This is a genomic window from Rathayibacter sp. VKM Ac-2856 (assembly GCF_013205055.1).
In the GTDB taxonomy this organism is placed as follows: Bacteria; Actinomycetota; Actinomycetes; order Actinomycetales; family Microbacteriaceae; genus Rathayibacter.
Genome location: NZ_JABMLF010000001.1, coordinates 365,537 through 385,177, shown reverse-complemented (window position 1 = coordinate 385,177; position 19,641 = coordinate 365,537). Strand labels below are relative to the sequence as shown.

Here is a 19,641-nt window from a genome sequence, read left to right as displayed (position 1 = left end):
CCTGGAAGAGCCGGCTCCTCGGAGCCGGCTCTTCCCCGTTTCCGGGCTAGGGTTCCCAGGTGGCCTCCTCACGCTCCGTCGTGTCCCTGCTCCTCCGACTGCTCGGCCGTGCGAGCGCACCCCGCGCCGACGCCGGCGCCCCCGCGCAACGGCCGTACCTGAGCACCACGGCGCCGACGCCGGGCGCCACCGGGATCGGCCGGACCTCCGAGGTCGACCCGACCCGGCTGCGCGGCGTGCACCTCGGCTACGCGCCGACGCCGGACGGCGATCCCGACCCGGGCGAGGTCGTCTGGACCTGGGTCCCCTACGAGGAGGACGACGGCCGCGGCAAGGACCGGCCCGTCCTCGTCCTCGCGGTCGAGAAGGCCGGCACCGCGCTCGCGATCCGGCTGAGCTCGAAGGAGCACGACGGCTACCTCGCGGTCGGCGCGGGGCCGTGGGACCCGGAGGGCCGGCCGAGCTTCGCGGACCCTGAGCGCGTCTTCCGCGTGCACCCCGCCGGGATGCGGCGCGAGGGCGCGGCGCTCGAGCGCGCGCGGTTCGACGCGGTCGCGCGGGTCGTCTCGGCGCGGTACGGCTGGCGCTGAGCCGGAGGGTGCGGGGCTCGGGCCCTGGCGCGGTTCCCGGCGCTAGGCGCTCGGGGCGATCGTGACGAGCTCGGGGTGCTTCGCCGTGCGACCGTCGCCGGAGGAGGTGCCCGTGAGCCGGCGGCGCAGCCACGGCGCGACGTGGGTGCGGTAGTACTGCGCCGAGCCCACGCTGGCGGCGGCGGGCCGGTCGGGCGCCTCCTCGGCGGCGGGCGGCACCGGGAGCCCGAGGGCGCCGAGCACGCGGGCGCTGACGCGGTGGTGACCGCGCGGGCCGAGGTGCAGCCGGTCCTCGGACCAGAGCGACGGATCGGCGAAGGCCGGGTCGGTCCAGTTGTCGGCGACGACGATGTCGTCGCGCTGCCGCGTGCGGCGGAGGACGGCCGAGGTGAGCGCGTCGCCGCGGCGCTTGATCAGGTGGCCGAGCGGGAGGCGCGACGACGGGTCCGGGGCGGAGAGGGCGATCAGCGTCACTCCCTCGGCGTCGCAGCGCGCCAGGACCTCGAGGTAGCGGTCGGCGATGCGCTCGATGTCGGCGCGCGGACGGAGCATGTCGTTGCCGCCGCCGTTGAAGGACAGGTGGGTCGGCCGCAGGGCGAGGGCGGGCTCGAGCTGCTGGTCGACGATCGGGTCGATCAGGCGGCCGCGGATGGCGAGGTTGGCGTACTCGATCGGCTCGCCGAGCGCGTCGGCCCAGCCCTGGGCGGTGAGATCGGCCCAGCCGCGGGCGGTGCCGTCGGGGAGCTCGTCGCCCACGCCCTCGCTGAAGGAGTCGCCGATCGAGACGAGGCGGACGGCGGTCATCGGGGGCGGGATTCCGTGCGGGGCATCGTCGCACTGTAGCCCGGGAAAGCGTGTACCGTCGGCGGGATGGACCAGGAAACGCCGACCTCCGCCGAACTTCCGGACGGGGTCGGGCGCCTCGTCCTGACCGATCCGGACACGCCGCCGCGCGACTCGCCGCGGCCGTACCTGCACCCGCTGCGGACGCCGCAGGGCCGCGTCGTCAGCGACGTGCGACCGGACGACCACGACTGGCATCTCGGGCTCTCGATCGCGGTGTCGAACATCACGATCGGCGACGACGAGCTCGACACGAACCTCTGGGGCGGGCCGACCTGGTTGACCGGCACCGGATACCGGCAGGTGGACAACAACGGCTCGCAGCGGCCGGAGGGCTCCGATCCGGGTGATCTCGCGCTGGGGTGGTTCGACGCGCGGGGGCGGCGGTTCCTCGACGAGCGGCGGCGGACGAGCGTCCGGACGCAGGAGGGTGCGACGGTGCTGCGGATCGAGAGCCGGTGGCGGGCGCTCGGGGAGCGGCTGGTGTTCGGCTCGCCGACCACGGCCGGGCGCCCCGACGCGGGCTACGGCGGGCTGTTCCTCCGGCTGGATCCGTCGTTCGACGGCAGCGCGGTGACGGGGCCCGAGGGCGCGGTGGCGGAGCCGATGGGGAGTGAGTCGCGCTGGCTCGCGCTCTCGGACGCCGGTGCCACGGTCGCGATGCGGGCGGACGACGGGAACCCGGTCGATCCGTCGACGTGGTTCGTGCGGTCGAGCGGGACGCCGATGCTGTGCGCGGCGCCGTTCTTCGGCGAGACGTGGACGCTGGCGGCCGGCGCGGAGGCGACGTGGAGCTGGCAGGTGCTGCTGGCGGACCGGGTGCTGGGGGCGGGCGAGATCGAGGCGTGCTGGGGGCGCGGGGCTGCGGGGTGACCGGGGCGGGCGGCGTGTCTTCGGGTGGGTCTCGATACGCCGCTTCGCGGCTACTCGACCAGCATGGGGTGCGTGGGTCTCGATACGCCGCTTCGCGGCTACTCGACCAGCATGGTTTACGCCGGTGCGCGGCTACTCGACCAGCATGGTGTACGCCGCTGGGCGGCTGCTCGACCGGCAGGGAGCGGAGTGAGGAGAGGGTGATGGAGCGAGGCGGGCGGGTCGTGCTGCGCGGGGCGCGGACGGTCGGGGCGGGCGGGGAGTTCTGGCTGCTCGCCGTCGACGGGGTGATCGCGGAGGTCGGCACCGGGGGCGGGTGGCAGCGGGCGGCCGAGGGGGCTCGGGTGCACGACGCCGGCGGGATGGTCGCGGTTCCGGGGTTCGTCGATCTGCACGTGCACGGCGGGGCGGGGCGCAGCTTCGACGAGGGCGTCGACGGGATGCGGGCGGGGCTGGCGCTGCACCGCGCGCACGGGACGACCCGCTCGCTGGTGAGCCTGGTCTCGGCTCCGCTGCCCGAGCTCGAGGCGTCGCTCGACGCGGTCGCCGCGCTGGCCCGGGAGGATCCGCTCGTGCTCGGCGCGCACCTGGAGGGGCCGTTCCTCGCGCCGTCGCGCTGCGGGGCGCACGACCCCGGCGCCCTGATCGATCCGACGCCCGAGGCCGTCGAGCGGCTCCTGGACGCGGCGCGCGGGCACCTGGGGCAGATCACGATCGCTCCGGAACTGCCGGGCGCCCTCGCGGCGATCGAGCGGTTGGCCGGTGCGGGCGTGGTGGTCGCCGTCGGGCACACCGAGGCCGACGCGGCGACGACCCGCGCGGCGATCGAGCGCGGGGCGCGGCTGGTCACGCACGCGTTCAACGCCATGCCGGGCATCGGCCACCGCGCGCCGGGGCCGATCCCGGTGGCGCTGGCCGACGAGCGGGTGGTGCTGGAGCTGATCCTGGACGGCGAGCACGTGGACGGGGACGTCGCGCGGATCGCGTTCGCGTCGGCGCCCGGACGGATCGCGCTGGTGACCGATGCGATGGCGGCGGCGGGAGCGGCGGACGGGGCGCACCGGATCGGCCGACTTCGGGTGGACGTGCGGGGCGGGGTGGCCCGCCTGGAGGGGACCTCGACGCTCGCGGGCTCGACTCTGACGCTCGACGCGGCGCTCCGCCGGGCGGTCGGGGCGGCCGGGCTGACCCTCGAGGCGGCGGTGGGCGCGGTCACCGCGACGCCGACCCGGGTGCTCGGCGCAGAGGACCGGTTCGGGTCGCTCGCGGTCGGCCGGGCCGCCGACGTGGTGCTGCTCGACGACGCGCTCGAGGTGCGCGCGGTCTGGGCCGCGGGCGAGCCGGTGGCGGTCGCGGGCTAGAGCCGCCGGAGCACCAGCCGGAGCGGGGCGCCGTCGCGGAGGTCGACCGAGAGCCTCCGCGGGCCGACCTGGAGCGCTCCGGCCGCCGGCTCCTGCAGCTCGACGTCGCTCGGCAGGCACACCTCGACGCGCTCGGACAGTCGCGCGGCTGCCGCCTCCGCGGGACTGCGGAGCACGCATTCGATCGTCTCCGCGGTCCAGGCGAGCGACTCGATCCGGAGCGCGCCGCGCAGGTGCAGGCCGCTGATCCGCCCGATCGTCCAGCGCGCGGGCAGTGCGGGCAGCAGGTGCAGCGCCGTGCCGTCCGAGCGGGCGAGCATCTGCGCGACGAGGGCCGGCAGCCCGCCCGCGGCGTCGACGTTGAGGATCGCGTCCGCGTCGTGGGTCGGCATCATGTTCGGGCGCCAGTGCAGGCGGGCGAGCCAGTCGACGCACTGCAGTGCCGCTTCCGCGTCGCCGAGGGTGGCGGCCGCGACACCGGCCTGGACGAGTCCGAAGGCCATCTCCATCCGGCCGGGCGGGGCGGTCGGGTCCTCGGCGCGCCAGCGGAGCCGCGCGCGGACGGACTCGAGCGCCGCGGCGCCGAGCGCGGGATCGGCGGCGGCCGGATCGCCCTCATACCACCAGGGGTAGAGGTGCGAGGCATGGCGGTGCTCCGGCCGGTCGGTGAGGGCCGGGTCGCGCCACTCGGCGAGCTGCCCGTCGGGAGCGACGCGGTAGGGCGGGAGTCGCGCCGCGAGGTCCGCGCACTCGCGGGCGAGCCTGTCGTCCTCGGGACCGAGCAGCCGCTCGATCCGCGCGGCGATGAGCAGGGCGTCGCGGATCATCGCGAGCTCGGAGGTCGCGTCCCGCGCGATCGGGGTGCCCTGATCGCCCGGGTGGTTCTCGGGCGAGTAGCCGGGCGAGACGTGCGCGGTGCCGTCCTCGTCGATCACCAGCGCGTGCCGGTAGCAGGCGACGACCTCGCGGGCGAAGGGCCGGGCCCAGTCGCGCAGGAACTCCTCGTCGCCGGTGCTCGACCAGTGGTCCCAGGCGATGCGGAGGATCCAGCCGCCGCCGCCCAGCCAGTACTGCAGCGGATACTCGGCGGTGAAGTGGTTGGCGCGGCCGTGGCCGGAGATGCGGGTGGGCAGCAGGAAGCCGGGGGCGCCGAGGATCCGCTCGGCGTTCAGCCGGTAGTCGTCCTCGAACTCCGCGACGGCGGTGAAGAAGGAGCGCAGCAGCTCGGGGGTGCCGGTCGTGCCGAGCGAGGCGATGCCGCCGTTCTGGACGTTGCCGTTCAGCGTGTAGTCGGAGGACCAGGCGGGCGCCCAGGAGCCGGCCCAGACGCCCTGGAGGCTGGCGGGCAGCTCGCCGGTCGCGGCGATGATCGCGTGCCGGCCGGCGGCGAAGGCGCGCTCGATCAGCTCGTCGGCCGAGCCGGGATCCGCGCGCACCTCCTCGATGCTCCGCGGGGTCGCGGCGCCGAGGGAGAACGCGCAGGCGTCGACCAACTGGTCGTGCGGGGTCATCGCGCGGGCGAAGCGGGCCAGGACCGGGGGAGCGGCGGGGACGGGCTCGGCCGAGGTCACCGCGACCCGCAGCTCCAGCTCGAGCTCGCGGGCGCCCGAGACGCGCCAGGCGGGCCGGGGTGCGCCGCGGTCGAGGACGACGGACTCGTCGCCGCGGAGCAGGCGCGCGGTGACGAGGGCGGAGCGGAGGCCGGTGGGGCGCGGGTGGCGGGGGACGGTCTCGAGGGCGAGCGTCTCGCCGCCGTCGACCGGGCGGACGAGGGCGTGCTCGCGGTGGTCGCGCGGGGCGTCGGGGCCGAGGTCGGGCTCGGTGGGCTCGTCGGCGGGGGCGAGCAGGAGCAGGCCCGAGAAGGGCGCGTCGGCGCGCACCGCGACGAGGAGGCGGTCGGCGGCGCGATCGGCGCGGACCGTGACGGTAAGGCCGCTCGGGAGGGTGAGGGCGGCGGTGCCGGTGGTGTAGTCGACGGAGCGCTCGCGGACGCCCGCGGAGTGCTCGGGGACGCCTGCGGGGTCGTCTGCGGGGACGTCTGTGGCCAGCGCGAGCCGGAGGACGCCGGCGGGCACGAGCGGGTCGGCGTCGAGGAGGCCGCCGTCGTGGCCCTCCTCGGCCCACGCGCGCAGGTGCCACTGCTCGATCCGCTCGGCATCGGCGTCGCTCACGGGCGGCTGCGCCAGCAGTGCGCGGAGGCCGGGCAGCAGCGGGGCGAGCAGCGGCGGACCGATCAGCGGGTCGACCGGCAGGCGGAGGCGCTCATGCGAGAGGGAGACGACCGCGCCGCCGTCGCGCTCGCCGCCCTCGTACAGGGCCGCTCCGGTCGACCCGGTGCCGACCATGAGGCCGGTCTCCCAGACGGTGGCCTCGGTGCGGCCGTGGAAGCCGCGCGAGACGTCCGCGGTGCTCATCGCGGTGCTCATGGCGCTGCTCATCGCGGCGCGATCTCGAGTCGCAGGCGGCGCGGCTCGGTCGTGGAGCCGCCGAGCAGGATCCTGGTGCCCGCGATGCGGTCGGCGCCGCCGACGTAGGTGAACATCTCGCCGTCGTCGAAGACGGGCGGGACGCCGTCGCCGGGATCGGTCGCGATCGAGAGCGCGGCGGAGCCGGTGCGGATGGAGCCGGTGCGCACCTCCGCGGAGCCGCCGTCGAGCCACCAGCCGTCCTCGGTGCGGACCGCGCCCTCCACCGTCGCGTCGCCGTCGCCGTCGCCGTCGCCGTCGATGACGAGCTCGAGCGCGTAGCGCGTCTCGAGCCCGGCGAAGGACAGCCGCACGTCGATGCCCGTCTCGTCGACCTCGACGGCGACCTCGGTGCGCAGCTCCACCTCGAACCGGTCGCGCCGGGCGAAGTCCATCACCGAGAAGAAGCGGCCCTCGCTGTCCGGGACGGCGGTCGGCGCGGGGGCGTCGGCGCCGAGGGTGTCGTAGTAGCCCGAGACCCGCCGCTCGACGAGCACGGCGCCGCGCTCGGTCGGCTCGAGGGTCTGCGGTCGCGCGCAGCCGAGCGAGAAGAACGCGGGCGAGACGCGCAGCGAGCGCAGAACGAGACCGTGCGCGCGGGCCCGGACCAGGGTCGCGGAGTTGGCGAGGCCGGAGCCGATCCGGCCGGTGCTCGCGAAATCGCTGCCGGCCGAGACGGAGACGGAGAGGGCGCCCTCGCGACGGCGGAGCAGCCGGCTGACCGGGTAGGCGCACGTGACCGACCCGGGCGTCGGCGCGGGCTCGGGCAGGACTCCGCCGATCTCCGGGCGGCGCAGGAGCTCGGCGAGGTGGCGCTCCGGCTCGCGGAGCTCTCGGCCGAGGATCTGCGCGACGATCCGGGCGGCGTCGCGGTCGCCGTCCTCGATCGCGAGCAGGCGGTAGGGCGAGAGCAGGTTCTCGACGTCGTAGGGGATGGTCTGGTCCTGCCGGCGCGAGTGCACGCACTCGATCTCGCCGTCGTCCTCGACGAGGCCGGCGATCGCGCGGAGGTTCCGGCGGACCGGGTCGAGCAGCGCCGGCCGGTCGAGGTCGTGCGCGAGCGCGAGCAGGCTCGGGTTCGTGACCTCGGTGGCGTAGACGGCGCTGCGCTCGCTGTACTGGCCGTCGGCGTCGATGTCGATGCCCTCGGCGAGCCAGGCGTCGGCGCGGTCGAGCAGCGCGGCGGCCATCGGGCTCGATGCGCCTGCCGCCCCGCGGCCGCCGTGCACGTGCACGGCGAGGGCGGCGAGGGCGCTGGCCAGCTCCCAGCGGTGGTTCGGCGTGTGCACGCCGCCGGCCAGCATCGCGGGCGACGCGGCGACGGCGATCGCGGCGAGTCCCGCGCGGAGCGGCTCGAAGCCGGCGGGCCGGTGGCGGTCCAGCAGCTCGACGCAGCCGCAGAGGTCGTTGAGGGTGAACGCGGTGTCGGGCGGGGAGGCGAGGTTGCCGCTGCTGGAGAACAGGCCGCTCTCCAGCTGCTGCCCGGCGAGGTGCCGGAGGTACTGCTCCGCGGCGTCTTGGTGCTCCGGACGCTCGTCGCCCTCCGCGATGGCCTGGGCGACGAGGGAGGTGATGGCGCGCATCGTCGGTCGCGGGCCGAGACCGGTCAGCGGCTGCGCGGCGCGCGCGACGAACCCGTCGGAGCGCACGCGGGCGTCCGTGACGAGCCGCGCGGCGTAGGGGGCGTCGTCGACGGTGATCACGGGGTCTCCTCAGAGATCGGGATGGAGGTGGAGGACGGGACGGAAGCGGGGGAGAGGCGCAGGCTCACGACCTCGAACGGCCGCAGCTCGAGCGAGATCCGGCCGGAGTCGGCACCGAGCAGCGCCGCGTCGAGCAGCGCCGTGCCCTCGACGTCGCGGTCGAGCAGGTCGACCTCGCGCACCGCCGCGAGCGGGTGCGCGACGACGAGCATCGTGCGGACCCGGCCGCCGAGCGCCTCGTGCAGGCGCACGATCACGTCGCCGCTGCGGTCGGCAGCGAGGACGACGGTGTCGACGACCACGGCCGGGTCCTCGACGGCGACGAGCGGCTCCGGAGCCGCACCGCCGCGGACGACGCGGGGCGCGGTGCTCGCGGCGAAGCCGGCGCGGACGGCGTCGGCGATGCCGGGGGCGACGGTCAGCGTGCTGAGGATCTCGTGCACGCCCTGGTCCGCCTCCGGGTCCGGGAAGGTCGGCGCGCGCAGCAGCGACTGGCGGACGACGGTGCTCACGCGGCCGCCGTCGATCGCGCGCTGCACGTCGTAGCCGTAGACGGAGTCGCTCGCGACGGCGACGCCGAAGCCCGGCTCGCCGACGTGCAGCCAGCGGTGCGCGCAGATCTCGTACTTCGCCGCCTCCCAGCTGGTGTTGGTGTGCACCGGGCGGCGGACGTGGCCGAACTGGGTCTCGGCCGAGGAGTGCTCGGCGTGGACGTCGAGCGGGAAGGCGAGCTTCAGGAGCTTCCGCCGCTCGTGCCAGTCGACGACCGTGCGGATCCGCACGGCGGGCTCGCGCGGATCGAGCGCGATCGTCTGGACGACGGTGCTGCCCTCGCGCCCGACGCTCCGGCGGACGACGACGCTCGCGCCGTCCCCGCCGAGCTCGACGGTGCCCTCGACGAGGTCGACGACCGTGTCGCGGTAGGCGGCGTCGAGGTCCCAGGCGTCCCACTGGTTCGGCTCGTCGCGGTGCAGCTGGAGCAGGTTCGCGACCCGGCCCGCGGGCAGCAGCTCTCGGCCGCTCGCGCGGTCGACGATGCTCGACAGCTGACCGGTGGCGGTGACCACGACGGTGAGCAGCGACGACTCGAGCACGAAGCCCTCGCCGTCGGCGCGGACGGGCAGCCCCTCGACGGGCGCGAGCACCGCGCCGCCGCGGGCCGGCACTCCGTCGACGACGACCGGTGCCGCGTTCAGCGCGAGCATCCGCTCGCCCGGCCCGACCACGACCGCGAGCCGCTCGACGATGATCCGCTCGAGCGCCTCCGTCACCTCGGCGTGGGTGCGCTCGGCCTCGCGGTGCACCCAGGCGATCGCGGTGCCGGGGAGGATGTCGTGGAACTGCAGCAGCAGGACGCGGCGCCAGAGCGCGTCGAGCTCGTCGAACGGGAACGGGACGCCGTGGCGCAGGGAGGCGACGCTCGCCCAGTGCTCGGCCTCGGCCAGCAGCCGCTCGTTCCGCCGGTTGCCCCGCTTGGTGCGGGCCTGCGAGGTGAGGATGCCGCGGTGGAACTCGAGGTACATCTCGCCGGACCAGACGGGCGGGTCCGCGTACTCGGTCTCCGCGGCCTCGAAGAAGTCGTGTGCGGAGGAGAACTCGAGCCGCGGCGAGCCCTCGAGGTCGGACTGGAGGCGGGCCAGCGTCATCATCTCGCGGGTCGGTCCGCCGCCGCCGTCGCCGTAGCCGAAGGGCATCAGCGAGCGCGTCGCCCGCCCGTGCTCCTGGAAGTTGCGGACGATGCGCGCCAGCTCGGTCGGCCGCAGGTCGCCGCTGTAGGTGTTCGAGGGCGGGAAGTGCGTGAAGATCCGCGAGCCGTCGAGCCCCTCCCAGACGAAGGAGTGGTGCGGCATCGCGTTCGTCTCGTTCCAGCACATCTTCTGCGTGAAGAACCAGCGCAGCCCTGCCTTCCGCAGCAGCTGCGGCAGCGCGGCGGAGTAGCCGAAGGAGTCGGGGAGCCAGCCGACCTCGCTGATCGCGCCGAACTCCTCCTGGAAGAACCGCGCGCCCTGCTGCAGCTGGCGCACCAGCGACTCCCCGGAGGGCATGGTCACGTCGGACTCGACCCACATGTTGCCCACCGGCACGAACCGGCCCTCGCGGACCCGCTCGACGATGCGGGCGAAGATCGCGGGGTGGTGCTCCTTCATCCAGGCGAACTGCTGGGCGGAGGAGCAGGTGAAGACGGCGTCCGGGTCGCGGTCCATCAGATCGAGCACGTTGGAGAAGGTGCGCGCGCACTTGCGGACGGTCTCGCGCGTCGGCCAGAGCCAGGCGGAGTCGATGTGCGCGTGCCCGGTCGCCGAGATGCGGTGCGCGGAGTGCGCGGCCGGAGCGGCGAGCAGGGGGGCGATCGCGGCGCGCGCGTCGGCGACCGTGCCGGCGGGGTCGTCGGGGTCGACGGCGTTGAGGGCGCGGGTCAGCCCGGCGAGGACCTCGTGCCGGCGCGGCTCCGTGAGCGGGAGCTCGTCGTGCAGCCCGCGCAGGACGGCGAGCTCGAGCCCGAGTCGCTCGGCGACGGTGTCGATGAGCACGAGGGAGAAGCGGCCGAGCCGGTAGAGCGGGGCGGGGCCGGCGGTCGCCCGGTCTCCGAGCGGCGTGGGGGCGAAGGCTCCCGGGCCGGCGAAGTCGTTCCCGCCGGTGAGGTCCGGGTTCGAGGAGCCCTCCACCCAGACGAGGAACTCCTCGCCGGGGGCCGCGTCGAGCGGCACGTGGTGGTTGCGCGGCTCGAGGCCCTTCAGCACCCGGCCGTCCGCGGCGCGGGCCAGGCCCTCGCACTGGAAGCCCGGCTTGGCGCGGTCGAAGCCGAGGTCGAGTGAGAGCTCGATCCGGTGGCGGTCGCCCGCGTCGCCCCACTCCGGCGGCACGGTCCCGGTCACCCGGAACCAGGTGGTGTCCCAGGCGGCGCCCCACGGCGCTCCCGGCTCGATCGTCTCGTAGGCGTTCCGCGGATCGGTCGCGGTCTCGAAGCCGACCGGCTCGCCGACGGCCGTCCAGGCGGCGACGGCGAGCGGTGTGCGCTCGGCCGTCACCGCGAGGGGGAGGCGCTCGGCGAGGAAGCGGTCGACGCGGGCGGCGGCCTTCGTCTCGTCGTGGTGCATCTCTAGTCGCGCAGCCCCGCAGTGATGTCGGACCCGGTGATGTACTTCTGGAACACCAGGTAGATCGCCACCAGCGGCAGCATCGAGAGCACCGACGCCGAGAGCAGGATCGCCCAGTCGATGTTCTGCGCGCCGATCAGCTGGCGCAGCGCGATCTGCAGGGTGAAGTTCTTCGGGTCGCTGAGGATGATCAGCGGGAAGATGTAGTCGTTCCAGCGCCACTGGAACGAGATGATCGAGAGCGTCAGGATGATCGGCTTCGACAGCGGCAGCATGATCCGGAAGAAGATCGAGAGCTCGCGCGCCCCGTCGATGCGGGCGGCGTCGAGCAGCTCGTCCGGCACAGTGATGAAGAACTGCCGGAACATGAAGACGCCGGTGGGCGTGAGGATCGACGGCATGATGATGCCCATCAGGGTGTTGTACATGCCGAGGTCGCGGACCACGGTGAAGACCGGGTTGAGGATGACCTCGCCGGGCAGCATCGTCGTCGCCAGGATGCAGAGCGCGAGCACGCTCAGCCACGGCGACTTGTACTTGGCCAGCGCATAGCCGGTCGTCGCGCTGAAGAACACGGTCAGCAGAGTGGTCAGCGTCGCGACCACGAAGGTGTTCGAGAAGTAGCGGAGGAAGTCGACGCGCTCGAGCGCGCGCTCGTAGCCGTCGAGGGTCCACTCGCGCGGCAGCAGCGAGAGCGGGTAGGTGAAGAGGTCGCCGCCGCCCTTGAACGAGCTGAGCAGGAACCAGAGCAGCGGGAAGAGCGTGAGGATCGCGATCGCCCAGAGCATGGCGGTCGGGCCGATCGAGCGGCGGAACTCGCCGGTCTTGCGGCGGGTCATCGGCGCGGGAGCGGGGGGAGTGCGCTTGGTGCGCGGCGTGCGGGCGGGGGCGGGGGTCGTGGTCACCATGCCTGGCTCCTCTTGCTGATGGCGAGCTGGATGCCGGCGATGATCAGCAGGATCACCAGCAGCACCATCGAGGCGGCGCTGGCGTATCCGACGTTCGACTGCGCGAATCCGGTCTGGAAGATGTACTGGACGATGAGCTGGTTCTCGGTGCCCGGGCCGCCGTTGTTGAGCGCCTGGATCATCGCGAACTCCTTCATGTGCCCGAGCGTCGAGAGCAGCACGACGAGCAGCGTGGTCGGCGCGATGCCGGGGAGGGTGATCGAGACGAAGCGCTGCCAGGGGTTCGCGCCGTCGAGCTCGGCCGCCTCGTAGTGCGAGGTGGGCACGTTGTTCAGCGCCGCGATGAACAGCAGCATGTTGAAGGCCGCGCCGCCCCACGCGGAGGCGAGGATCACGACGAAGAGCGAGAGGTCGGCGTTCGAGGACCACGGGACGGCGCCGCCGCCGAGCGAGGTGATGGCGAAGTTGACGAAGCCGAAGCTCTCGCCGAACATCCAGCGCCAGATGACTCCCGCGACGATGGGGGAGACCAGCCAGGGCAGGAAGAAGATGATGCGGGCGCCGAGCTTGCCCTTGGCCCGCGCGTTGTTGAGCGCGACGGCCATCAGCAGCGAGAGGCCGCAGGCGAAGGGCACCGAGAAGAGCGCGTAGACGAGCGTGCGGCCGACCGCGGCGTAGAAGACCGGGTCCTGCGCGAGCGCCGTGTAGTTGTCGAGGCCGACGAACTCGATGTCGCCGAACCCGCGGTACGAGGTGAAGGAGTACATCACGCCGAGGGCGCCGGGCCAGACGAAGAAGAGGGCGAAGAGGATCGCGACGCCGACCGTCAGCAGCACGGTGCTGACGACGTAGCGGGGGCGGCGCACGGGGCGCCGGCGGGAGCCCTTCGATCCGCGACCTGCGCCGGGGACCGTGAGGGCCGCCTCCGGTGGCGAGGACGGAGTGACGAGCGGCTGGACGGTCATGATGCTCTCCTGGTCGGGTGCGATCGAGCGGTGGAGCGATCGCTGGTGCGATCGGGAGGGCGGTGCGGGAAGAGGCTCCCCGCACCGCCCGGAACGACTACTCGCCGAGGGCGGCCTGGGTCGTCGAGAGGATGTTGTCGATCGTCTCGTCGACGCTCTGCTGGTCGTTGAGGTACTTGATCGTCTCGTCCTTGAGGGGCTCGGACTGGAGGAACTTGCCCTCGTAGCCGCCGATCAGCTGGTCGACGGTCTGCAGCGAGGAGACCGCGGGCGAGGCGGCGATCTCGGCGTTGTAGAGCGCGAACGCGTCCTGGTTGGCCGGGTAGTCCATCTCGAGACCGGTGACGGCGGGCAGGCAGCCCGCGATCTCGCAGTACGCGGAGTACTGCTCGGGCTGGTAGAGCCAGTCGATGAACTTCTGGGCCTCCTCCTCCTGGCCCGTGCCGTCGAAGGCGACGATCCACGACGCGGCGCCGTAGTTGGTCGCCTTGACGGGCTGCTGCGGGGTCGGCACCGAGGCCCACTCGAAGTCGGTGATGTTGGTCTGGAAGTCCGCGATCTGCCAGACGCCGGAGTAGTAGGAGACGACCTGGCCGCTCTTGAAGGTCGCGCTGGCGTCCTCGCCGGCGGTCCAGACCGACTTCGGCATGAAGCCGTCGTCGTTGAGCTTCTTGAAGTACTCCAGCGCCGTCTTGGTCTCGTCGTTGGTGGTGAAGGTGCCGTCGTCGTCGACGATGCCCTCGCTGCCGAACTCGTAGAGGAAGGAGCGGAGGCGGTGCGCGGAGTTGTCCATCACCATGCCGTACTGCGCGCCGGTGGCCGCCTGGACCTCCTCGGACTTGGCGACGAACTCGTCCCAGGTCCAGCTCTGCGTCGCGTCGGTGGGGTAGGAGACGCCCGCCTCGTCGAAGAGCGACTTGTTGATGAACATGCCGACCGAGGTGAGGCTGGTGGGCAGCGCCTTGACCTTGCCGTCCTCGGGGTCCGGCACGGCGAGCAGCGGCAGGATGTCCTGGTCCTCGGCGATCTGCGAGAGGTCGAGGATCTGGTCCTTCCACAGCGGGTCGACGTTGGCGGCCGCGGCGAGGGCCGGCAGGTCGTTCGCCTGCGCGCTGTTGCGCAGTCGGGTGGTCAGGTCGTCGCCGGGGACGTCGACGATCTCGACCTCGACACCGGTCTGCTCCTGGTAGAGGTCGGCCATCTTCTGGTAGCCGCCGCCCTGGGTCCCGTCGCCGGAGAGGACGAACTGGAGCGGGTCGGAGGCGCCGGCTCCGGAGGAGCCGTTCGCGCACCCGGCGAGAGAAGCGATCAGCACTCCCGTGCCGAGGAGCGCCAGTGCGGCGCGTGCTGTCTTCTTCAACGGAACACCTTTCATGTGTCTGTCAGTCGACGAGGCGCGGGCGCTTCGTCGTCGAGGCGGTAGTGCTTTCTTATCAATACGACACATATAGGTCAACAAGTATTTTCCCCACTTCCGAACTCGTGATCAGCCCGTAACTCGCGGAAACAGCGCCGTAACGAGGAGGTGTGCTGGGGCCTGCATCCTGCGACAGCCGCCTTGTCCCCCTGGCCGAGAGATGCTTTCATGCCACTGTGACGCAAAATCATCCGGCAGCCGCAGCCCACCTCGTCGGTGTCGACGTGGGCGGGACCAAGACGCACGTCCGCCTGCTCGACACGGCCGGTGTGGAGGAGGACCTCGTCCTCCCCTCGAGCGCCTGGCGCGCCGGCGAGCTCTTCGCCGACCCCGGCAACCTGCCGCGACTGGCCGACGTGCTGCTGCGCCTGCGGCCGCTCGCCGCGGACGCCGTGGTCGTCCTCGGCGTGCACGGCTGCGACACCCCGGCACAGATGCTCGAGGCGACCGATGCGCTCTCGCGGCACCTCGGCCGAGCGGTGACGGTCGTCAACGACGCCGAGCTGCTGGGCTTCGCGGAGCAGGAGGAGCCGAGCATCCAGATGATCGTCGGCACCGGCGCCGTGATCTGCGGGAGCACCGCGGACGGCGCCCGCATCACCGTCGACGGCCACGGCTGGCCGCTCGGCGACCGCGGCAGCGCGCACGACCTCGTCTCGACTGCGCTGCGGGAGACCCTCGTGGCGAGCGACCGCGGCGAGGCGGACGATCCGCTGTTCGCCGCGGTGCTCGACGCGTTCGGCGCGAGCGATGCGGCCACTCTCGCCGCGGAGGCGACGCGCATCGCCGGCGGCGCGGCCTGGGGCGCGTTCGCCCCGCTGGTCTTCGAGCAGGCGGCCGGCGGCTCGGCCCTCGCCGAGCGGATCGTCGAGACGGCCGCGCGCGCGCTCGCCGCCGGGGTCGCCTCGCTGGTGCGCCGCGGAGCGATCGGCTCGCTCGTGGTCGCGGGCGGCGGCGTGATCGTCAACCAGCCCGCGTACGAGCGCCGGATCCGCGAGCGGCTGGCCGCCGAGGCGCCGCAGCTGGGCTTCGTCGTCGTGCGGCGCCCGCCGGTGGTCGGCGCGATCGCGCACGCCCGCGCGCTGGCCGACCGCGCCCGCGAGCGCACCCTCTCGGAGGTCGCCTCGTGAGCGTCCTCGGGACGACCGGCGCCACAGCCTTCGCGCCGGGCACCACGGTCCTCGCCTTCGACTCCTTCGCCGAGGCCTCCCGCGCCGCCGCCGACCTGGTCGCGGAGCGCGTGCTCGCCGACCCGCGCGCGGTGCTCGGCGTCGCCACGGGGTCCACGCCCTCGCTGCTCTACCGCGAGCTCGCCGAGCGCGTCGCGGCCGGCGCCCTCGACTTCTCCGGGGTGAGCGCCTTCGCGCTCGACGAGTACGTCGGCATCGCTCCCGGGCACCCCGAGAGCTACCGCGCGGTGCTCGACCGCGAGGTGCGGCTCCCGCTGGGCCTGCGCGACGTGCACGTCCCCGACGGCACCCGCGCCGCCGACGAGCGGGCGGGGCGCCACTACGACGCCGCGATCCGCGCGAGCGGCGGGGTCGACCTGCAGATCCTCGGGATCGGCGGCAACGGGCACATCGGCTTCAACGAGCCGGGCACGCCGCACGACGTCGGCACCCACGTCGTCCGGCTCGAGCGGAGCACCCGCGAGGCGAACGCCCGCTTCTTCGACGGGCGCGTCGATCTCGTGCCGGAGTCGGCGATCACGCAGGGGATCGCCACGATCCTCGCCGCGCGCTCGCTGGTGCTGCTCGCCTCGGGCGCGGCGAAGGCCGACGCCCTCGCGCGGGCGCTGCTGGGCCCGGTCGACGTCGACTGTCCGGCCTCGGCACTGCAGGGCCACGCGGACGTGACGGTGCTGCTCGACCGCGAGGCGGCCGCGGCGCTCGGGCCGCTCAGCTGAGATAGGTCGCCGTCCGCGAGCGGGCGATGATGAGCTGCGCGACGCCGACGAGGGCCGCGTCGGCGCCCAGCTCGGCGGTCGCGATGCGCGGCGGGATGGTGATCCGGCCGACCAGGCGGCGCGTCACCTCGCCGATCGCGTACTCCGGCTGACGGGAGAGGTGGCCGGCCAGCACGATCAGCTCGGGGTCGAGCACGGTGCAGAGGGCGATGCAGGACAGGCCGATGTAGTCGAAGACCTCGGCGGCGGAGGCCTGCGCGGCCGCGTCGCCGCCGGCGGCCGCGTCGAGCAGAGCGGCGAGCGGATTCGGCGCGTCCGGCGCGTGCTCGCGGGCCCAGCCGCGCGAGACCCCGGCGATCCGCGACTCCAGGTCGCCCTGCGTCGTGTACGGCCGCTCCAGGTGCGAGCGCTCGGTGACGAGATAGCCGATCTCGCCCGCGGCCGAGCGCGACCCGCGCAGCAGCGCGCCGTCGTGCACGATGCCGGCGCCGACTCCGACGCCGAGGACGTAGGTGGCGAGGCTCTGCGTGCCGCGGCCGGCCCCGCGGGACCACTCGCCGAAGCCGATGGCGTTCGCGTCGTTCTCGACCAGCACGGGCACGCCGACGCGGGCCTTGAGGATGCTGCCGAGCATCACGTCGCTCCAGCCGAGCTCGATCGTGTTGGTGACCCGGCCCTCCGGACCGTGCACGATGCCCGGGATGGTGACGCCCACGCCGGCGCACGGCTTGCGGATCCGCTGCGAGGCCGCCATCAGCAGGTCGACCATCTCGATGGTGCCGGCGAGGCGGCGGTCGGCGTCGGAGCCGTCGCCGTCGGGTGCGAAGGCCAGGACCTCGTCGCGCACGGTCTTGCCGTCGAAGTCGACGAGGCGGCCGTGCGCCTGCGTCTCGGACACCTCGATCGCCGCGACCACGCGGGCGTCGCCGGCGTAGCGGTAGAGCGAGGACGGGCGGCCGCCGGAGGAGCGCTCCCGGCCGTCGAGCACGATGACGCCCTCGCCGAGCAGCGCCGAGCAGAGCCGCTCGACGGTGGCGGGGCTGAGCCCGGTGTGCCGGGCGATGGCGCTGCGGGAGGAGGGGCCGTGCAGGCGGAGGGCGTCGACGATCGCCGTCCGGTTGATCTCGGTGACGACTCGGGTCGTCGCGGTGCGCGGAACCTTCATCCGACCCTCCCTCGCGGAGTTTCCCAGCATACTGATGCGGATGGGGCCGCCCGCGCGCGGTGCCGCCGCGGATCGACGGGGATCAGCGCCGGCGCCACCAGCGGCGGCGGGGCCGTGCGGGCTCCTCGGGCTCGGACGCGGCGAAGCGGGCGGCCCGGCGCGCGCTCCAGGCGGCGACCTCGGCGTCGAGATCGCGCAGCGGCGTCACCACCGGCGGGCCGCCCAGCAGCTGCCGGCGCGCCTCGACGACCCGCTTGTTGAAGTCGGTCAGCACGGCCCGGACCTCCGACTCCCGCATCAGCCGGTCGAGCTGGTCGTCGAGCCCGCGGTCCTCGGCGCGGAGGAGGAAGGCGGCCGGTCCGATCCCGGTCAGGTTCTCGCGCTCGATCTTGCGGCGGATCCACCAGTCGGGGTCGTGGTGCTCGCCGAGGCCCTCCAGCGGCTTGCCGGCACCGGGCAGCCCGTCGAACTCGCCGCGGCGGATCGCCTGCTGGATCGAGGTCTCGATGAACGCGGCGCGGTCCTCCGGGTTCTCGGGCAGAGAGCCGGTGCTCTCCTCCCCGGTCTCCGGCCGGCCTCCGGCCGCGCGCTCCGCGGCGTACCGGGCGGCGCGGTCCCTGGCTTCGGACATCGGGCCTCCTCTCCCTTCCAGGCTAGAAGACCCTCCGCGACCAGGGGTACCGTGCGGGAGCATGCGCGACCTCGTCTACTACATCGCCACGTCGCTCGACGGCTTCCTCGCGGATCCCGAGGGCGACGTCTCCGCCTTCCCGACCGCGCCGGAGACCCTCGCGGACCTCTTCGAGCGCTACCCCGAGACCTGCCCGGCGCACCTGCGCGCGGCGCTCGGCGTCACGGCCGCGCCGCGCCGCTTCGACACGGTGCTGCTCGGGCGCCGGAGTCACGCCCCGGCGGTGGACGCCGGGCTCGTCGACGGCGCCTACCCGCACCTGCGACAGATCGTGGTGACGCACGGCGAGCTGCCCGCCTCCGACCGGGTGGAGACGATGCGGGGCGACGTGCGCGCGCAGGTCACGGCGCTCAAGCGGGAGCCCGGCCGGGACGTCTGGCTCTGCGGCGGCGGCGACCTCGCGGCGCAGCTGATCGACGAGATCGACGAGATCCAGATCAAGATCTCGCCGCTCCTGCTCGGCTCCGGGGTCCCGCTGCTCGGCCCGCTCGCGCAGCCGGTGGCGCTCGAGGCCGTCGACCTCCGCGCGCTGCCCGGCGGAGTCGCGCTGGCGACCTATCGCAGGGACGGGGTCAGGAGTACGTCCTGACGGACACGTTCTCCCCGAGCGTCGACCACTCGAGTCCGGGGACGTCCTCGGGCTCTGCGCCGTCGGCGTGGACCTGCACGACGACGGAGGTGCGCTGGGAGATCTCGAGGTCGCCCGATCCGCTGCAGCCGCTGAAGGGGCCGTCGTCGCCGTCGACGATCACGCAGTGGTCTCCGCCGTCGATCGATGAGCCGAGGTAGACGTCCACGCCCTCGGCGGTGCCGACGAAGCGCACGGAGTCCGGGTCGATCTGCTCGGTGACGTCGCCGAGGTCCGGCAGCACGTCGCGCTCGTCCCGCGGTCGGTCGAAGTCCGAGTAGGGCACGGGTCCCGCGCACGCCGCGAGCAGCGGCAGGGCGAGCAGAGCGATCGCCGCGCCCGCAGCGGCCCGTCGGCGGTGGATCCGTGGCATCGCGTCCCCCTCGTGCTCCGGTCCGCTCACCCTAGGCGCGCCGGACGGTGAACAGCCAGCCGGAGAGGTCCTCGTCGCCCTCGTGCTGACGGGCGAAGCCCATCGCATAGGCGCGGCCGTCCGCGTCGGGCTCGGAGTGCGGCTGCCAGTCGATCTCGGGGGTCGGCCTGCGGGTGTCCGCGGTCGAGTGCAGCGGCTCGAGGACCGCCGAGCCGGGCCGCGCCGCGAAGGTGCCGTCGGGGAGGCGGGTGAGCCGGGTGCGGATCGCGGCGACGGAGGTCACGACGCCCTCGATCCAGACGGTGTCGGCGGCTCCGGTCGCGTCGCCGTAGCGGTCGAGCATCCACGGCGTCTCGTCGAGCGCCCCGCCGAAGCAGCCGCCGCGGTACGGGACCGCGAGGCGGCGGATCCGATCGCCGACCGCGACGACCTCGCCGTCCTCGTCCAGCTCGGTGGTCGTGCACAGCGCCCGGAGCACCGCGTCGTCGTCGCCGGTGCTGGAGGGCCCGTCCGCGGAAGTGGAGTCCATGGGGCTACCGGACCACGCGGAACCGTGCTCGCGCAAGAAGGGCGGCGGGGAGCCTCGGGCTCGCGAATTCGAGTCGGGCTCGTCAGAACTGCGCGTTTCCGCGAGCCGGAGCCGGTTTCACGAGCC

The 19,641-nt window shown here is 73.9% G+C and carries 17 protein-coding genes; 6 read left to right on the top strand and 11 right to left on the bottom strand.

What is annotated here, in order from left to right:
- Positions 1–59: 59 nt before the first annotated feature.
- Entirely contained in the window at positions 60–590 is a 531-nt protein-coding gene (locus HQQ82_RS01790; RefSeq protein ID WP_367947767.1) for a type II toxin-antitoxin system PemK/MazF family toxin, read from the top strand.
- A 42-nt stretch (positions 591–632) separates the two neighbouring features.
- Here the strand turns inward: HQQ82_RS01790 and HQQ82_RS01785 are convergent, their stop codons facing one another.
- Complete coding sequence (locus tag HQQ82_RS01785; RefSeq protein WP_173231386.1) at positions 633–1,394, bottom strand: SGNH/GDSL hydrolase family protein; 762 nt, start codon at positions 1,392–1,394, stop codon at positions 633–635.
- A 66-nt stretch (positions 1,395–1,460) separates the two neighbouring features.
- Here HQQ82_RS01785 and HQQ82_RS01780 point away from each other — a divergent pair, with 66 nt between their 5' ends.
- Together HQQ82_RS01780 and HQQ82_RS01775 are read left to right on the top strand one after the other, a co-directional pair.
- Positions 1,461–2,306, top strand: a complete 846-nt coding sequence (locus tag HQQ82_RS01780; RefSeq protein ID WP_173231385.1) for a DUF6807 family protein — start codon at positions 1,461–1,463, stop codon at positions 2,304–2,306.
- A 203-nt stretch (positions 2,307–2,509) separates the two neighbouring features.
- Positions 2,510–3,667 (top strand): N-acetylglucosamine-6-phosphate deacetylase, encoded by a 1,158-nt coding sequence (locus HQQ82_RS01775; protein ID WP_173231384.1) that lies wholly within the window; start codon positions 2,510–2,512, stop codon positions 3,665–3,667.
- Here the strand turns inward: HQQ82_RS01775 and HQQ82_RS01770 are convergent.
- From HQQ82_RS01770 to HQQ82_RS01745, 6 genes are all read right to left on the bottom strand, one after another.
- Positions 3,664–6,093, bottom strand: coding sequence for a glycoside hydrolase family 95-like protein (locus tag HQQ82_RS01770; RefSeq protein WP_173231383.1), 2,430 nt, complete (start codon positions 6,091–6,093; stop codon positions 3,664–3,666). The genes HQQ82_RS01775 and HQQ82_RS01770 overlap by 4 nt on opposite strands.
- 8 nt (positions 6,094–6,101) lie before the next feature.
- Positions 6,102–7,835 carry a hypothetical protein gene (locus HQQ82_RS01765; protein ID WP_173231382.1) on the bottom strand — a complete coding sequence of 578 codons (1,734 nt, stop codon included), beginning with the start codon at positions 7,833–7,835 and terminating at the stop codon, positions 6,102–6,104.
- The gene (locus tag HQQ82_RS01760) at positions 7,832–10,933 is read right to left on the bottom strand and encodes a glycoside hydrolase family 38 C-terminal domain-containing protein (RefSeq protein ID WP_173231381.1); all 3,102 of its coding nucleotides are present in this window, start codon (positions 10,931–10,933) and stop codon (positions 7,832–7,834) included. Before HQQ82_RS01760 ends, HQQ82_RS01765 begins: the two co-directional genes overlap by 4 nt.
- 2 nt (positions 10,934–10,935) lie before the next feature.
- Positions 10,936–11,841 (bottom strand): carbohydrate ABC transporter permease, encoded by a 906-nt coding sequence (locus HQQ82_RS01755; protein ID WP_254071163.1) that lies wholly within the window; start codon positions 11,839–11,841, stop codon positions 10,936–10,938.
- Complete coding sequence (locus HQQ82_RS01750; RefSeq protein ID WP_173231380.1) at positions 11,835–12,806, bottom strand: carbohydrate ABC transporter permease; 972 nt, start codon at positions 12,804–12,806, stop codon at positions 11,835–11,837. Before HQQ82_RS01750 ends, HQQ82_RS01755 begins: the two co-directional genes overlap by 7 nt.
- Positions 12,807–12,903: 97 nt before the next feature.
- Positions 12,904–14,166 carry an ABC transporter substrate-binding protein gene (locus HQQ82_RS01745; protein WP_254071162.1) on the bottom strand — a complete coding sequence of 421 codons (1,263 nt, stop codon included), beginning with the start codon at positions 14,164–14,166 and terminating at the stop codon, positions 12,904–12,906.
- Positions 14,167–14,447: 281 nt separating this feature from the next.
- Here HQQ82_RS01745 and HQQ82_RS01740 point away from each other — a divergent pair, with 281 nt between their 5' ends.
- Together HQQ82_RS01740 and HQQ82_RS01735 are read left to right on the top strand one after the other, a co-directional pair.
- Complete coding sequence (locus tag HQQ82_RS01740) at positions 14,448–15,353, top strand: BadF/BadG/BcrA/BcrD ATPase family protein (RefSeq protein ID WP_173231378.1); 906 nt, start codon at positions 14,448–14,450, stop codon at positions 15,351–15,353.
- Positions 15,350–16,129, top strand: coding sequence for a glucosamine-6-phosphate deaminase (locus HQQ82_RS01735; protein ID WP_173231377.1), 780 nt, complete (start codon positions 15,350–15,352; stop codon positions 16,127–16,129). Before HQQ82_RS01740 ends, HQQ82_RS01735 begins: the two co-directional genes overlap by 4 nt.
- On the opposite strand, the gene HQQ82_RS01730 is transcribed toward HQQ82_RS01735, so the two are convergent.
- A complete protein-coding gene (locus HQQ82_RS01730; protein WP_173231376.1) occupies positions 16,122–17,294 on the bottom strand; it encodes an ROK family transcriptional regulator in 1,173 nt (390 codons plus the stop codon). The two genes, HQQ82_RS01735 and HQQ82_RS01730, sit on opposite strands and share 8 nt — an antisense overlap.
- Positions 17,295–17,376: 82 nt before the next feature.
- Positions 17,377–17,925 carry a DUF1992 domain-containing protein gene (locus HQQ82_RS01725; protein WP_173231375.1) on the bottom strand — a complete coding sequence of 183 codons (549 nt, stop codon included), beginning with the start codon at positions 17,923–17,925 and terminating at the stop codon, positions 17,377–17,379.
- A 61-nt stretch (positions 17,926–17,986) separates the two neighbouring features.
- Here HQQ82_RS01725 and HQQ82_RS01720 point away from each other — a divergent pair, with 61 nt between their 5' ends.
- Complete coding sequence (locus HQQ82_RS01720; protein ID WP_173231374.1) at positions 17,987–18,574, top strand: dihydrofolate reductase family protein; 588 nt, start codon at positions 17,987–17,989, stop codon at positions 18,572–18,574.
- On the opposite strand, the gene HQQ82_RS01715 is transcribed toward HQQ82_RS01720, so the two are convergent.
- A complete protein-coding gene (locus HQQ82_RS01715) occupies positions 18,558–18,986 on the bottom strand; it encodes a hypothetical protein (protein WP_173231373.1) in 429 nt (142 codons plus the stop codon). The genes HQQ82_RS01720 and HQQ82_RS01715 overlap by 17 nt on opposite strands.
- 31 nt (positions 18,987–19,017) lie before the next feature.
- Positions 19,018–19,515 carry a hypothetical protein gene (locus HQQ82_RS01710; RefSeq protein ID WP_173231372.1) on the bottom strand — a complete coding sequence of 166 codons (498 nt, stop codon included), beginning with the start codon at positions 19,513–19,515 and terminating at the stop codon, positions 19,018–19,020.
- Between the last annotated feature and the right edge of the window lie 126 nt (positions 19,516–19,641).

Excerpts from the sequence above, each read along its gene's own strand:
- HQQ82_RS01785 (WP_173231386.1), bottom strand. The coding sequence starts at position 1,394 with ATGACCGCCGTCCGCCTCGTCTCGATCGGCGACTCCTTCAGCGAGGGC.
- HQQ82_RS01780 (WP_173231385.1), top strand. The coding sequence starts at position 1,461 with ATGGACCAGGAAACGCCGACCTCCGCCGAACTTCCGGACGGGGTCGGG.
- HQQ82_RS01775 (WP_173231384.1), top strand. The coding sequence starts at position 2,510 with ATGGAGCGAGGCGGGCGGGTCGTGCTGCGCGGGGCGCGGACGGTCGGG.
- HQQ82_RS01770 (WP_173231383.1), bottom strand. The coding sequence starts at position 6,093 with ATGAGCACCGCGATGAGCACCGCGGACGTCTCGCGCGGCTTCCACGGC.
- HQQ82_RS01760 (WP_173231381.1), bottom strand. The coding sequence starts at position 10,933 with ATGCACCACGACGAGACGAAGGCCGCCGCCCGCGTCGACCGCTTCCTC.
- HQQ82_RS01755 (WP_254071163.1), bottom strand. The coding sequence starts at position 11,841 with ATGGTGACCACGACCCCCGCCCCCGCCCGCACGCCGCGCACCAAGCGC.
- HQQ82_RS01750 (WP_173231380.1), bottom strand. The coding sequence starts at position 12,806 with ATGACCGTCCAGCCGCTCGTCACTCCGTCCTCGCCACCGGAGGCGGCC.
- HQQ82_RS01730 (WP_173231376.1), bottom strand. The coding sequence starts at position 17,294 with ATGAAGGTTCCGCGCACCGCGACGACCCGAGTCGTCACCGAGATCAAC.
- HQQ82_RS01725 (WP_173231375.1), bottom strand. The coding sequence starts at position 17,925 with ATGTCCGAAGCCAGGGACCGCGCCGCCCGGTACGCCGCGGAGCGCGCG.
- HQQ82_RS01720 (WP_173231374.1), top strand. The coding sequence starts at position 17,987 with ATGCGCGACCTCGTCTACTACATCGCCACGTCGCTCGACGGCTTCCTC.
- HQQ82_RS01715 (WP_173231373.1), bottom strand. The coding sequence starts at position 18,986 with ATGCCACGGATCCACCGCCGACGGGCCGCTGCGGGCGCGGCGATCGCT.
- HQQ82_RS01710 (WP_173231372.1), bottom strand. The coding sequence starts at position 19,515 with ATGGACTCCACTTCCGCGGACGGGCCCTCCAGCACCGGCGACGACGAC.